Annotated in this window: 16 protein-coding genes; 12 read left to right on the forward strand and 4 right to left on the reverse strand. The window is 70.9% G+C overall.

Going from position 1 to position 13,757, the window contains the following annotated elements:
* Position 1 precedes the first annotated feature (1 nt).
* From IG08_RS0144350 to kynU, 3 genes are all read left to right on the forward strand, one after another.
* Positions 2 to 415, forward strand: coding sequence for a DUF3151 domain-containing protein (locus IG08_RS0144350; protein WP_030617369.1), 414 nt, complete (start codon positions 2 to 4; stop codon positions 413 to 415).
* A 155-nt stretch (positions 416 to 570) separates the two neighbouring features.
* A complete protein-coding gene (locus IG08_RS0144355; protein ID WP_030617372.1) occupies positions 571 to 1,410 on the forward strand; it encodes a tryptophan 2,3-dioxygenase family protein in 840 nt (279 codons plus the stop codon).
* Complete coding sequence (gene kynU / locus IG08_RS0144360; RefSeq protein WP_030617375.1) at positions 1,403 to 2,647, forward strand: kynureninase; 1,245 nt, start codon at positions 1,403 to 1,405, stop codon at positions 2,645 to 2,647. Before IG08_RS0144355 ends, kynU begins: the two co-directional genes overlap by 8 nt.
* Before the next feature lie 13 nt (positions 2,648 to 2,660).
* Here kynU and IG08_RS0144365 read toward each other — a convergent pair whose 3' ends face one another.
* Positions 2,661 to 3,263, reverse strand: coding sequence for a TetR/AcrR family transcriptional regulator (locus tag IG08_RS0144365; protein WP_030617378.1), 603 nt, complete (start codon positions 3,261 to 3,263; stop codon positions 2,661 to 2,663).
* Positions 3,264 to 3,483: 220 nt separating this feature from the next.
* On the opposite strand from IG08_RS0144365, the gene IG08_RS0144370 reads away from it, so the two are divergent.
* The 9 genes from IG08_RS0144370 to IG08_RS0144410 all read left to right on the forward strand — a co-directional run bounded on the left by IG08_RS0144370 (position 3,484) and on the right by IG08_RS0144410 (position 12,216).
* Positions 3,484 to 4,413, forward strand: coding sequence for an alpha/beta hydrolase (locus IG08_RS0144370; protein WP_030617382.1), 930 nt, complete (start codon positions 3,484 to 3,486; stop codon positions 4,411 to 4,413).
* Positions 4,414 to 4,638: 225 nt separating this feature from the next.
* Positions 4,639 to 5,652: an alpha/beta hydrolase gene (locus IG08_RS0144375; protein ID WP_030617385.1), complete on the forward strand. Its 1,014-nt coding sequence runs from the start codon at positions 4,639 to 4,641 to the stop codon at positions 5,650 to 5,652.
* Positions 5,645 to 6,856: an acyltransferase family protein gene (locus IG08_RS0144380; RefSeq protein ID WP_030617388.1), complete on the forward strand. Its 1,212-nt coding sequence runs from the start codon at positions 5,645 to 5,647 to the stop codon at positions 6,854 to 6,856. Before IG08_RS0144375 ends, IG08_RS0144380 begins: the two co-directional genes overlap by 8 nt.
* Positions 6,857 to 7,004: 148 nt before the next feature.
* Positions 7,005 to 8,354, forward strand: a complete 1,350-nt coding sequence (locus tag IG08_RS0144385) for a sensor histidine kinase (protein WP_052425135.1) — start codon at positions 7,005 to 7,007, stop codon at positions 8,352 to 8,354.
* Complete coding sequence (locus IG08_RS0144390; RefSeq protein ID WP_030617395.1) at positions 8,351 to 9,025, forward strand: response regulator; 675 nt, start codon at positions 8,351 to 8,353, stop codon at positions 9,023 to 9,025. The genes IG08_RS0144385 and IG08_RS0144390 overlap by 4 nt, the downstream gene beginning before the upstream one ends.
* Before the next feature lie 95 nt (positions 9,026 to 9,120).
* Positions 9,121 to 10,467, forward strand: coding sequence for a histidine kinase (locus tag IG08_RS0144395; RefSeq protein WP_030617397.1), 1,347 nt, complete (start codon positions 9,121 to 9,123; stop codon positions 10,465 to 10,467).
* Complete coding sequence (locus tag IG08_RS0144400; protein ID WP_030617399.1) at positions 10,464 to 11,129, forward strand: response regulator; 666 nt, start codon at positions 10,464 to 10,466, stop codon at positions 11,127 to 11,129. Before IG08_RS0144395 ends, IG08_RS0144400 begins: the two co-directional genes overlap by 4 nt.
* Positions 11,130 to 11,176: 47 nt before the next feature.
* Positions 11,177 to 11,611 carry a hypothetical protein gene (locus IG08_RS0144405; RefSeq protein ID WP_052425136.1) on the forward strand — a complete coding sequence of 145 codons (435 nt, stop codon included), beginning with the start codon at positions 11,177 to 11,179 and terminating at the stop codon, positions 11,609 to 11,611.
* Complete coding sequence (locus IG08_RS0144410; RefSeq protein ID WP_158812347.1) at positions 11,596 to 12,216, forward strand: hypothetical protein; 621 nt, start codon at positions 11,596 to 11,598, stop codon at positions 12,214 to 12,216. Before IG08_RS0144405 ends, IG08_RS0144410 begins: the two co-directional genes overlap by 16 nt.
* Before the next feature lie 122 nt (positions 12,217 to 12,338).
* Here IG08_RS0144410 and IG08_RS0144415 read toward each other — a convergent pair whose 3' ends face one another.
* The 3 genes from IG08_RS0144415 to IG08_RS0144425 all read right to left on the reverse strand — a co-directional run.
* The gene (locus IG08_RS0144415; RefSeq protein ID WP_052425137.1) at positions 12,339 to 12,659 is read right to left on the reverse strand and encodes an antibiotic biosynthesis monooxygenase family protein; all 321 of its coding nucleotides are present in this window, start codon (positions 12,657 to 12,659) and stop codon (positions 12,339 to 12,341) included.
* A 135-nt stretch (positions 12,660 to 12,794) separates the two neighbouring features.
* On the reverse strand, positions 12,795 to 13,334 hold the full coding sequence (locus IG08_RS0144420; RefSeq protein WP_030617409.1) for a DUF1707 SHOCT-like domain-containing protein: 540 nt from the start codon (positions 13,332 to 13,334) through the stop codon (positions 12,795 to 12,797).
* Between the two features lie 138 nt (positions 13,335 to 13,472).
* On the reverse strand, positions 13,473 to 13,757 hold a 285-nt coding region (locus tag IG08_RS0144425), incomplete at its 5' end, for a GNAT family N-acetyltransferase (RefSeq protein ID WP_030617412.1).

The raw sequence follows: 13,757 nt of genomic DNA on the forward strand, positions 1-13,757 counted from the left end.
CATGTCGATTCACGAGAACCTCCTCGGGGGACCGCCCCCGACCCACCTCCCCGACGACCCGGAGCCGCGCGAGCTCCTGGCGGGCGGCACCGCGCCCGCGGATGTCGCGGCCAAGTACCCGACGTCCTCGCTGGCCTGGGCCCAGCTGGCCGACGACGCGTACGAGCGGGGCAGCGTCGTGGAGTCGTACGCCTACGCCCGTACGGGCTACCACCGCGGCCTGGACTCCCTGCGCCGCAACGGCTGGAAGGGCCACGGCCCGGTGCCCTGGGAGCACGAGCCGAACCGCGGCTTCCTGCGCGCCCTGCACGCCCTCGCCCGCGCCGCCGGTTCGATCGGCGAGCAGGAGGAGTACGAGCGCTGCTCGCAGTTCCTGAAGGACTCCTCGCCGGTGGCGGCGCAGACACTGGGCTGATCCGCAGCTGTGTGTGATGTGAGGTCCGTCTGATCCGATCAGGCGGGCCTTGCTTTTTCGGCGGACTATCGAAGAGGATGCCCGGCGGGGACCGGGGCGCCCTGTCGATAACGGCAGGGGCGGACCGCTACCCGGAGTAACAACAGGAGACAGCGATGTCCCACGAGGCTCATGAATCCCAGGAGCCCGAGACCCCGCATCTCGACTTCCAAGGTACGACGCCGTACGAGGACTACGTCCAGGCGGACGTGCTCACCCACCTCCAGCACACCCTCTCCGACGACCCCGGAGAGATGGTCTTCCTGGTCACGACCCAGGTGATGGAGCTGTGGTTCACGGTCATCGTCCATGAGTGGGAGACCGCGACGCACGCGGTGCGCTCCGACGACGTGCCGGTCGCGATCGCCGCGCTGAAGCGTTCCGTACGGGAGCTGGAGGCGCTGAACGCCTCCTGGAGGCCGCTCGGGCAGCTGACCCCGGCCCAGTTCAACTCGTACCGCAGCGCCCTCGGCGAGGGCTCCGGCTTCCAGTCCGCGATGTACCGCCGCATGGAGTTCCTGCTCGGCGAGAAGTCCGCGTCCATGCTCGTGCCGCACCGGGGCGCGCCCCGTGTGCACGCCGAACTGGAGAAGGCGCTGCACGAGCCGAGCCTGTACGACGAGGTGCTGCGGCTGCTGGCCCGGCGCGGGCACGCGGTTCCCGCGGCTGTGGTGGATCGCGATGTCTCGCGGCGGTACGAGCCGTCGGCCGAGGTGGAGGCCGTGTGGACGGCTCTCTACTCGGGTGACGAGGGCGACGAACTCGCCCGTCTCGGCGAGGCGTTGACCGACGTCGCCGAGCTGGTGTGGCGATGGCGCAACGACCATCTGGTCGCTACCCGGCGCGCGATGGGTGCGAAGACCGGCACGGGCGGCTCCGCCGGGGTGGCCTGGCTGGAGAAGCGGGCGCAGAAGAACGTGTTTCCCGAGCTGTGGACGGCGCGGTCTCATGTCTGAGTCTTCTGAACTTGCCGTGCGGGCCGCGAAGTTGGATGCCGGTGACGGACTGGCGGGCGTGCGTTCGCGGTTCGTGCTGGATGACGTGGTGTACCTGGACGGGAACTCGCTGGGCGCGCTTCCGGCCGCTGTTCCGGGGCGGGTCGAGGACGTCGTACGGCGGCAGTGGGGTGAGCTGCGCATCCGGTCCTGGGACGAGAGCGGGTGGTGGACCGCGCCCGAGCGGATCGGGGACCTCATCGCTCCGCTGGTCGGGGCGGCGGCCGGGCAGATCGTGGTCGGGGACTCGACAAGTGTCAATGTTTTCAAGGCACTTGTGGGGGCGGTGCGGTTGGCGAGGCTCGGCGAGCCCGTCGCGTCTGCCGCGTCTGCCGCGTCCACCGCGTCCGTCGCTTCCGGTCGGGACGAGATCGTCGTCGACGCGACGACCTTCCCCACGGACGGGTACATGGCCGAGTCCGCCGCCCGGCTGACCGGCTGCACACTGCGTCCGGTGACGCCGGCGGAGGTGCCGGGGGTGCTGGGCGAGCGTACGGCGGCCGTGCTGCTGAACCACGTGGACTACCGCTCGGGCCGGCTGCACGACCTGCCCGGGCTGACCGCCGCCGTGCACGCGGCGGGCGCGGTCGCGGTGTGGGACCTGTGCCACAGCGCGGGCGCCCTGCCGGTCGGGCTGGACGAGCACGGGGTGGACCTCGCGGTCGGCTGCACCTACAAGTACCTGAACGGGGGCCCGGGTTCACCGGCGTACCTCTATGTGCGCGCGGACCTGCAGGACCACTTCGACTCGCCGCTGCCCGGCTGGAACTCCCACGCGGAACCCTTCGGCATGCGCAGCGACTACGAACCGGCGACGGGTGCGCTGCGGGGGCGGGTCGGGACGCCCGACATCCTCTCCATGCTCGCCCTGGAGGCCGCGTTGGAGGTGTGGGACGGGGTGTCGATCGAGGCGGTCCGCGCCAAGTCCCTCGCGCTGACGGACTTCTTCCTGGAGTGCGTGGCGGCGTATGTGCCCTCGGGGCGGGTGGAGTCGGTGACTCCGGTGGCCCATGGGGAGCGCGGGAGTCAGATCGCGCTGCGCTGCGACGACGCCGGTGACGTGATGAAGCGGCTGATCGAGCGGGGTGTGGTCGGGGACTTCCGGCGGCCTGATGTGCTGCGGTTCGGGTTCACGCCGTTGTACGTCGGGTTCGGTGATGTGGAGCGGGCGGCGCGGGTGTTGGCCGACGTGCTCTAGTCGATGAAGTGCTCTAGCTGATGTAGACCCCTGCCGCGGCGGCAGCGTATGCCGCTTGTGCCGCGCGCTCCGCGGCGGGGGTGTCGGGGATCGTCCCGGTGGTCAGCAGCGCGTAGTAGAGGGGTGCCGAGACCGCTCGTACGACTTCCTTCGCGTCGGTGCCTGGCGGCAACTCCCCGCGTTGTACGGCCTGTTCGACGCACGGGGCCCACTCGGCGACCCGGACGTCGTAGAACCGTCGTAGTGCCTCCGCCGTGCGTTCGTCGCAGGTCGCGGCCGCGATGACCGCGCGGAACAGGGCGCCCTGGCGGGGGTCGGCGAGGGTGCGCTGGACGAGGAGGGCGTTCGCTCTCAGATCGCCCGGCGCCGACCCGGTCTCCTCGCGGGGCAGCGACTGTTCGGCCATGTCCGCGAGCAGATCGGCGACCAGTCCGGTCACCGAGCCCCAGCGCCGGTACACGGTCGTCTTGCCGACCTCCGCCCGGCGTGCGACGTCCGCGAGGTCGAGGTGGGCGAATCCCTGCTCCGCCAGGACGTCTCCGGCCGCCTCGAGTACGGCCGCACGGACACGGGCGGTACGCCCTCCGGGACGTACGGTGCCGGGTTCGGCGGACATAACGGCCTCCTTGGGTCGGTTGTGCCGGGCGCGCGGGGCGGTGGTGCCGGGTGCCTGTCAGCGTAACGAAACAGCAGAACCGTTTAACCCTCACCGAGCGTGACATCCGTGTGTCCGTGCACGTCATCGGCCTGGTAGCGTCCCCGCACACGACTGGATTCCCCCTCGGGGAACTCTTTCCAGGTCCGTCAAATCCGTTTCACCGCTGAGAGGTTGGAGCATGCCGGACGACGCCGCAGCCCGTGCCGCCGCCGAAGAGGAGTCGGCCTTCTCGCACCCGGCGGTCGACCCCGACGCCACCGCCGCGTACGGCGACCATCCCGACCAGGTGATCGACTTCTTCGCACCGCACGGGGAGTCCGGGCGCGTGCCTCTGGTGGTGGTGCTGCACGGCGGTGCCTGGCGGGCGCCGTACGACCGGGCACACATCTCGCCGTTCGCGGACTACCTGGCCCGGCGGGGGTTCGGGGTGGCGAGTGTGGAGTATCGGCGGGGTGGGGCCGCGATTCCTGCGCAGGGGGGTGGGGAGGGCTCGGCGAGTGCGCCGGGTGCGCCGGGCTCGACGGGTGCGGCGGGTGCCGGACCGGTCGCCGGGCGTTGGCCTGACACCTTCGACGACGTGGCCGCCGCGATGGACGCGCTTCCCGCGCTCGTACGGGAGGCCCTGCCGCAGGCCGACCCGCGCCGCATGGTGGTCACCGGGCACTCGGCGGGCGGCCACCTCGCGCTGTGGGCCGCGGCCCGTCATTGCCTGCCCGCCGACTCCTCCTGGTACCTCGACCGCCCCGCTCCGCTGCGCGGCGTCGTCGCCCTCGCCCCGATCGCGGACTTCGCGGTCGCCGAGAAACTGGACGTGTGCGGCGGGGCCTGCCGTCAACTCCTGGGCGGGGAGGAGGAGTTCGCCGCGCGTCAGCCGTATGCCGATCCTTCCCTGCTGCTCCCGACCGGCATCGCGACCACACTTGTCCAGGGCCGCACGGACGACGTCGTACCGCAGGCGGTCGCCGAGGCCTACGCGGACGCGGCGGCGAAGGCGGGCGAGGTGGTGGGGCTGACGCTGTTGGAGGAGGTCGGGCACTTCCCGTTGATCGATCCGGCGGCGGACGCGTGTGCGGTGGTGGCGGAGGAGATCGCGCAGTTGGCGTGGTGAGGCGTCTGCGGGGGTGGTGAGGCGTCTCCGGGGGGCGTCTGCGGGGTGTGAGCGGGGTGTGAGCGGCCTCGCTGTCGTGGCTGGGCGCCGTCCCGGTCATACCCGTAATACCTGAGAGCTACGGCGCAGGAGAGCTCCCTGGCGTGACGCGGACGACGAGTCCGGATCCGTAACTTCCCAACCAGACAAGCCCGATGGACGGGCGGACTGGGAGGGAAGACGGCCATGGGGCTTGAGACGGGGGTGGCCGTAGCCGCCGAGGAGACCACGGGGCGCACGAAGAAGCGGCGTCGCTTTCACCGAGGGCGCCGCGCTCTGCTCGCCGCCCTCGTCACCGGCGCAGTCGTCGCCCCCCTCTCCGCAGCCGCCCGCCCCGAGATTCCCGCCCCGCCCCCGGCCAGGCTCGTGTCGCTCACCGCAGTCACGCTCGACAAGGCCTACGCCGCCAACCGGGCCAACGCCGCGGAGGCATCCCGCATGGCCGCGGCCCACGGCGACCACGCCCGCGCGGCGGCGGACCGCTCCATGGCCGACCCGTCCCGTCACTTCCTCACCTTCGACGGCCGCGGCTCCGGCCGGGCGACAGAGGTCTTCGGCGACCTTGCCCACGCCACCCGGATAGCGGTTCTGGTCCCCGGCTCCGACACCTCACTCGACACGTACGACCGTTTCCGTGCGGGTGCGGCGGCTCTGCAGAGGCAGCTGACCCGTACCGACGCCCGCACCGCGGTCGTCGCCTGGCTCGGCTACGAGACGCCCGGCACGGTCAGCACGACCGTCGCCACGGCCGGCCGCGCCGAGCAAGCCGCCCCGCAGCTGCGGGAGTTCATACGCGAACTGCACGGCGTCGTCGGCCCCGAGGCGCGACTCTCCCTGCTCTGCCACTCGTACGGCTCGGTCGTCTGCGGGCGTGCCGCCGACGGCCTGGACGTCGACGACCTCGTCCTGGTCGGCAGCCCCGGCACCGGCGCCGAAGACGCCGCGGGCCTGCACACCCGCGCCCGCGTCTGGGCGGCCCGCGGCACCGACGACTGGATCGCGGAGGTCCCGCACGTGAAGGCCGACCTGTTCGGCACCACCGTCGGCTTCGGCACCGACCCCGTGTCCCCGGCCTTCGGTGCCCGCGTCTTCGCCGCCGGCGACGGCGGACACAGCGACTACTTCACCCCGGGCTCGGTCTCGCTGACCAACCTGGCTCGGATCGTCCTCGGAGACACCTCGGAGGTGACCCGTGCGTGAGACCGGCATACGCATCCGACACGGCATACGGCAGGGCGCCGAGCGCGTCGACGCGGCCACCCCCACCGAGCGGGACCGGGCCGTCGACGCCCTGCGCGCCTTCGCGATCCTCGGTGTCGTCCTCGGCCACTGGCTGGTGACGGCCCTGGTCGCGGACGGCGGCGCGCTGCACGCCTCCAGTCCTCTCCAGCACATGCCCTGGCTGGCCCCGATCTCCTGGGCCTTCCAGACGCTGGCCGTGTTCTTCCTGGTGGGCGGTCATGTGGCGACGCGCAGCTACACCTCGGCGCGCGCCCGCGGGACGACGTACGGACAGTGGCTGACGGCCCGGCTGTCCAGGCTGTTCAAACCGGTGGCCGCCGTCCTCGTCCTGTGGACGGTGACCGCGACCGCTCTGCTCCTGACGGGCGCCGAGTTCGAGACGGTTCGCACCCTGGTCAAACTCGCCCTGTCGCCCCTGTGGTTCCTCGTGGTCTTCGCCGCCCTCACGGCCGCCACCCCGCTCCTGCTCCGGCTCAACCCGCTGTGGCCGCTGGCCGTCGTGCTCCACGTGGACCTCGTGCGCTTCGGCCTCGGCGGCCCGTCCTGGCTCGGCTGGATCAACGTGGCGGCGGGCTGGCTGGTGCCGTACACCCTGGGCGCGGCCTGGACGCGGGGCGAGTTGGAGCGCCGCCGGGCCGGCTGGCTCCTGCTGGCGGGCGGTGCGGCGGTGACCGCGGTGCTCGTCGCGTTCGCGGGTTACCCGGCGTCGATGGTCGGCGTCCCGGGCGCCGCGGTCTCCAACCTGAACCCGCCGACGCTGGCCGCCGTCACCTTCGGCCTGGCCCAGTGCGGCCTGGCCCTGCTGCTGCGCGACCGGCTGCGCCGCACGATGCGACGCCCGCTGGTCTGGGCCGCGGTGGCCCTGGTGAACCTCTCCGCGATGACGATCTTCCTCTGGCACCAGACGGCGATGATGGCCACCACGGCCACCGGTCTGACGGCGGGCCGGCTCGCGGGTCTCCACACCCTCCCGGACGACCTGGGCTGGGTGGCGGCCCGGCTGGCCTGGCTCCCGGCCTTCGCTCTCGTCCTGACGGTCTGCTGGGCGGCCTTCCGCTCCTACGAACAGGGCGGGCGCCGGTCCGGCCGCCGCCCGTCACGAGTGATCCGCGTCCACCGTCGAGCGGATCCGGCGTCGGCGAAGGAGGTCCACCGTGCCTAGGCGCTCCGCTGGAGGTCGGGTGCGTCGACCGGGGGTCCGTCGTGGCTGGTCGCGCCCACGCGGCGGAGCCGCAGATCGAGACAGCCCCGCGCCTGTTGGGGCGCGGCCGAACCGTACCGGACTTCGCGACCCGCTTAGGCTGGGCCGAGTGACGGAAACGGGGATCCAGCACGTGGTCGTGAGCCGCGTGCTGCGCTGGCTGCGGGTGCTGCGCGACGACTTGTGCACCGTCAGGGTCGACCCGCTGCCCCCTTCCGTATGGCTGCGCTGGCTGCCGCACGGTGTGGTGTGCCTGGCGGCGCTGGGCATCACGCTGGGCGGTGGGGCGCAGCTCCAGGACATGGGGCATCTGAGCAACGGGACCGCCTTCCCGATCGCCGCCGCGCAGGGCGGCGCCGCGGTGCTCGCGCTGTGGCGGCCCATCCCGGCGTGGTGGCTGTCGACGGTGGCCACGGTGGTGGGGGCCGTCGGGATGCACGGCAAGCTGGGCATGGACAGCGGGACGTTCACCTGGCCCTGGACCGCGACCGGGATCATCGCGCACCTGCTCGTCCTGCTGCTGCTCGCCCTGCGGGTGCGCACCCGCGTGTCCGCCGAGGCGCTGGCCGTCACCGCGCTGGTCACCTATCTCCTCCAAGGCGTGTGGGGCGCCTCGAACTACCAGTCCACGGGCGTGCTCGCGGTCTCCCTGTTCGCGGTGGCCGTGGTGCTCGGCATGGCGCTGCGCGGCCGCCGCGAGGCCCGTGCGGAGCTCGGCCGGCAGACCACGCTCACCGCCGAGGAGCGGGCCCGGCGCACCCTGCTGGAGGAGCGCAGCCGTATCGCGCGCGAGCTGCACGACGTGGTGGCCCACCACATGTCCGTCATCTCGATCCAGGCCCAGGTCGCCCCGCACCTCGTCGAGAACCCGTCCGAGGAGCTCCAGGAGAACCTCGACGGCATCCGGCAGAACGCGCTGGAGGCGCTGACCGAGCTGCGCCGCGTCCTGGGCGTGCTGCGTGCCGAGCAGCCCGACGTACCGCAGTCGCTCGACGAACCCGCCACCGGCACCGCCCCGCACGCCCCGCAGCCCACCCTGGACCGGATCGACGCGCTGGTGGAGAACACCCGGGCGGCCGGACTGACCGTGCAGGTCGACGTGCAGGGCACGCGGCGGCCCCTGCCGTCCGGTGTGGAGTTGTCGGCGTACCGGATCGTGCAGGAGGCGCTGAGCAACGTACTGCGGCACGCGCCCGGCGCGACCGCGTCCGTCAGGCTCGTCCACTACCTGCACGGGGTGGACGTGCGGGTCGTCAACTCATGGCCCACCCGCAGCGTGCAGCCCTCCCCGGGCGCGGGGCACGGACTGCTCGGTATGCGGGAGAGGGCCGCGATGCTCGGCGGCACCCTGCGCGCCGGCCCCCTGCCCGACGGCGGCTACGAGGTGGCCGCATATCTTCCGACGGCGCCCCCGGGAGACCCCGACCAGGCCACCGACCCGAAGGACGACTCCGCATGACGAGCAGCCCCATCCGCGTACTCATCGCCGACGACCAGCAGATGGTCCGGCAGGGCTTCACCGTGCTGCTCAACACCAAGCCCGGCATCGAGGTGGTCGGCCAGGCGGTCGACGGCCTGGACGCCGTGGCCAAGGTCGCCGAACTCGACCCGGACGTCGTGCTGATGGACATCCGCATGCCCGAGCTGGGCGGCATCGAGGCCACGCGTCGCATCACCGGCGAGCGCCCGGACATCAGGGTGCTGGTGCTGACCACCTTCGACCTCGACGAGTACGTGTACGAGGCGCTGCGGGCCGGCGCGTCCGGCTTCCTGCTGAAGGACGCCTCGGCGGACCAACTCGCCGAGGCGGTACGAGTGGTGGCGGCCGGCGACGCGCTGCTCGCGCCCGGCATCACCCGGCGGCTGATCGCCGAGTTCTCCCGCCTGGACGACCGGCCGCGGGCCCCGCTCAAGGACCGCGTCGGCGACCTGACCGAGCGCGAGACGGAGGTCCTCGCCCTGATCGCGCAGGGTCTGTCGAACGCGGAGATCGCCGAGCGGCTCGTCGTCGCCGAGCAGACGGTGAAGACCCACGTGGGCCGCATCCTGGTGAAGCTGGGGCTCAGGGACCGGACGCAGGCGGCGGTGTTCGCGTACGAGTCGGGGCTGGTGCGGCCGTCGGGGTACTGACCTGCGGTACGTACCCGTAGTACTTGAGGTGGAGGCCCAAGGACCCCTCTCACTGGTGACGACCGCGACCCCGCCCTCCCCCTACGGTTCTGTATGTGACCGAGACGACCCAGAAGCTGCCGCCGGTGGGCGGGGCCAAGCCGCGCAGTCCGGAGTTCCGGCTGGCCGCGGACGCCCTGCGCGGACTGCGGCAGGACCTGTTCCACGACGCCTTCGCCTACCGCCCGCTGCCCCGCATGGGTGTCGACGGCCGGATCTCCCGCCGGCTGCGCGGTCGCATACGGGAGTACGCGACCTGGACACCGCACGCCCTGATCGCCGTGGCCGGCCTGTTCTCGATGCTCATCGCCTCGGACAACGGCGACCGAGGCGCGGCCATCAACCTCTTCGTCGGCGTGCTCTCGCTGGCCCCGGTCCTGTTGACCATGGTGCGGCCGACCGCCGCCTTCTGGCTGTCGATGGCCGCGACCCCGGTCGCCTACGTGCTGGCGAACAGCCAGGACACCGAGTGGCCGTGGCCGGCCGGCAGCTTCGCCTGTCATCTCGTGGTGCTCACGGTCGTGGCCATACGCACCCGGCCGCGCACAGCGGCGTGGATGTGGCTGCTGACCGCCGTATACGGCCTGCTGTCGGAGAGTGTCCTCCGCGGCGGGCACTACTTCAGCTCCAACACCATGCAACTGCTCTTCGTCTCCGCCCTGGCCCTGCTCGCCGTCACCGTCTGGCAGACCCGCCGGGCGGCCGTGCAGGAGGTGACCGCCCAGCAGACCGTGACCGCCCACGAGCGCTCCCGGCGCACGCTCCTCGAGGAGCGCACGACCATCGCCCGCGAGCTGCACGACGTGGTGGCCCACCACATGTCGGTCGTCGCCATCCAGGCCGAGGCCGCCCCCTACCGGGTGGAGAACCCGCCGCCGGAGCTGGAGCGCGCCTTCGTCACCATCCGGGAGAACGCGGTCGCTGCCCTCACCGAACTGCGCCGCGTCCTGGGCGTCGTCCGCGCCGAGGACTACGAGGCCCCGGACGCCCCGCAGCCCACCCTCGCCGACCTGGACGCGCTGCTGGCCAACGTGCGGGACGCCGGCCTGAGCGTCGACAAGGCGCTGACCGGAGCGGTGCGCGAACTGCCCCAGGGCGTCGAGCTGTCGGCGTACCGCATCGTGCAGGAGGCGCTCAGCAACACGCTGCGGCACGCACCCGGCGCGAGCGCGCGGGTCGAGGTGTCGTACGTCCTCGGCGGCCTGGGCCTGCGGATAGTCAACGGCCCGCTGCCCCAGCCGTCGCTGGTGAAGCCCTCGCCCGGTGCGGGACATGGCATCACCGGGATGCGGGAGCGGGTCTCCATGCTCAACGGCGAGATGACGGCCGGCGCGACGGACGACGGGGGTTACGAGGTGGCGGTGTTCCTGCCGGTGCCGGCCATGGACGAGGGTGACGCATGACCATCCGTGTCCTGATCGCGGACGACCAGATGATGGTGCGCGAGGGCTTCTCGGTGCTGCTGAACGCGATGCCGGACATCGAGGTCGTCGGCGAGGCCGTCAACGGGCGGGAGGCGGTGGACCGGGTCCGTGAACTCGCCCCCGACGTCGTCCTGATGGACATCCGGATGCCCGAGCTGAACGGCATCGAGGCGACCCGGGAGATCGTCGCCGCGGACGGTGCGGCGAAGGTGCTGGTGCTCACCACCTTCGATCTCGACGAGTACGTGTACCAGGCGCTGCGGGCGGGAGCCTCGGGCTTCCTGCTCAAGGACGCCTCCGCCCGCCAACTCGCCGACGGGGTAAGGGTGGTGGCGTCCGGCGAGGCGCTCCTCGCCCCCTCCGTCACCAGACGGCTGATCACCGAGTTCTCGAAGCTGTCCGAGGCGCCGCGTCTCGCGCCCTCCGCGCAGGCGGCGTACGGCGACCTGACCGACCGGGAGACGGAGGTACTGGTACTGATCGCGCAGGGCCTGTCCAACGCGGAGATCGCCGAGCGGCTGGTGGTCGCCGAGTCGACGATCAAGACCCACGTCAGCCGGATCCTGGTGAAGCTGGGGCTGAGGGACCGGACGCAGGCGGCGGTGTTCGCGTACGAGGCGCGGCTGGTCACGCCGGGCTAGCTAGATGGTTTTGGTGTAGTTCGATACTGATCCTCGGATTGGCCGATATGGGACACCTGTCCGGCACTGCGTCCACCGCGGAGGCGGCCCCAAGTCCGGCCCAGCCGCACCCCTGGGACCACCGGGTCAAATGCAATGAGACCGACGCCGACGGACGCAGGATTCCCACCCGGTACGGCAACTCCGAGTTCGGCTGGAACCACTTCACCCACCGCCACAACATCAAAAAGTGTCGGATCGTCAACGAAGCCCTCAGCGGCAACCCCGACCGCGACGACAATCACGGGCGCCTGGAATACTTCGGTGACGCCATCAGGGCCGGCCCCAATCCTGCGCACGTCAAGTACGTCGTCATCGTCCAGTACTCACGCAAGACCAAGGACGGGAAATACGACGCGGGCAGGGGAAAGAAGATCGGCGTCATCAACGCCTTCTGCCGCAACCAGCCGAACAACAAGTGCCCCGCATGGATGAATCAGTGACGGACCCCGAGGACCGAGAGCAGCAGGCGGCCGTCAGCCGCCTGCTGCTGTACTACCTGAACGCGCCCATCGCCGAGGGCTGCCGCCTTCGAGGAGTTCTGCCGGCTCCCGGTGGCGTACGGATCGCCGTCCACGCCGGAGACGACGCGACGGGCATGACTTTCCTTTACGAAATCCCCAATGACAGGGTGGCCCCCGCCTTCATCCCCGGCATCATGCGCACCGTCCTTGCCGGAACTCAGTACTACAGCAGCGACGACATCAGCGACGACATGGGGATGACCGTCATCCGTCTCCGCCCCGAGGAGATCACCCCGGACCCGGAGCCCGAAGAGGGGCGGGCGCTCACCGTCCTGCGCGCACTGTCCGACCCCGGCGACGATGAGAACCCCTTCTTGATCGGCTTTTTGATGCGCGACGGCCTGATGCGCTTGTACGTGCAGCGCCCCGACCGCCCTGGCATCATCGGCGCCGACATCCGCCTGACCGATACGTCCACCGCGCTGATCGCCTCCCTTGCCACCCTCATCGAGGAAGAGCAGTACCAACATCCGGCGCCGGACGACCCCCACTGCGATCTCCTCGTAGATCTGACCGACTGGTAGGGCTGCTGCACTGCGCCCTGTCAGGCCTGCGTTGAGGAGGACACCCGTTGCCAACGCGGCATGACTCTCAACCCGGTGAATCTATGCGGTCAGAGCACTAGGTGTCGCTGAGGCGACTTCGGTCAGCCTGCTGTCGGGCTCTGCGGGACCTCCGCTCGCATGAACCCGTGGCTCCGCTCCACTTTCGCCACATGCAGCGTGTAGCTCTGGTACCACTCGACTTGCCCGCGCTTTTGCGCCGCGCGGTGCTCGACGTTGGTCCGCCACTCCGCGAGGGCGTCGGCGTCGCGGAAGTACCCGACGGTGATGCCCAGCCCGCCAGGAGTCTGCGCGTGGTCCATCCCCAGAAACCCGGGGACGTCCTTCACCAGGTCTTCCATGCGTGCGTTGGTCTCGCTGTAGTCGTTCTGGTTCTGGGTTCGCACCGTAGTGAAGACAGCCACGTAGTAGGGGGGTTCATAGGCCTCGACGGGCGCGACAGGAGCTCCCGAGCGATCGCTCGTGGCGCCACCGTAAGGCGGGAAGCGCCCAACGAACGAGCGTCAACGGCCACGAGCCCACCGGCTCACAGAACGGCGTTACCGCCGCCGCTCGATGACCTTCGCGTGCAGGAGGTTTCCGACGAGCTCGATGCGGAGACGGGGATCGGCAGCGGAGTTCTTGGGGTGGAGCTTGAGTTTGGAGTAGGTGAGGTTGAGCCCGTCGGTGTCGATCACGATGTCCGGCGAGCCGACGAAGAACAGCTTGCCGTGCACCATGTCCGTCTCGATTCGCAGGACGTCCGAGGTGATCACCGCGTGGGTGAAGTCGAAGGTGATTCGGCACAGTTGCGTGCGAAGTTCGATGCGCGCGGGTACCGACCAGCGCCCCTCCCGTACGTACTTGCCGCCGTGTTGCTCGACCACGAGTACATCTTTGCCTTTGGCCGCGGGCGCGATCGGCAGGTCGGCGGTGAGCTCGGCCAACTCGCCGAGCGTCCGGGCCGTAAGCGCGCTCTCCAGCCGCATGTCGAGTTCCTCGGCATTGAGCCGGCCGTCACCGGCGGCGACCCGCAGCACATCCACGACTCGGTCGCGATCCTCGTGCGACGCCCGTAGGTCGGGCAGGTCATCCGACATGACAGTCACGTTAGCGGCACCGCGCGGTGGGCGAGGTCGACTCGGGGTGTCATGCCGACGTCTCCATCGGTGGGTTTCCCCGATCCGCCTCGGCATCTTCATCTGGTCAGCTACCTGATCCGAGAGAAACGACCTGACTCAACCGGACGGCGTGATCGAGGACCACACGCCGAACCACTGCTCGGCTCCGTACGCCTCGAATCGCTCCAGCTCGGTGACCCCGAGCTTCGCCGCGAGGCGCATCGAGCGGACGTTGGCGGTCTGGGTGTAGAGCACCACCGGCTCACCGGGAAGCGCGCCGGCGAACCAGTCGAGTGCCGCTGCGCACGCCTCGGTGGCGTACCCGCGTCCCCACGCCTCCGGCAGGAACAAGTAGCCGAGCTCGGTCTCCCCGGCCTCCCGGCGGTTGCCCGGACGCTCGGG

The sequence above is a fragment of the Streptomyces fulvoviolaceus genome, from assembly GCF_000718165.1.
GTDB lineage: Bacteria > Actinomycetota > Actinomycetes > Streptomycetales > Streptomycetaceae > Streptomyces > Streptomyces fulvoviolaceus.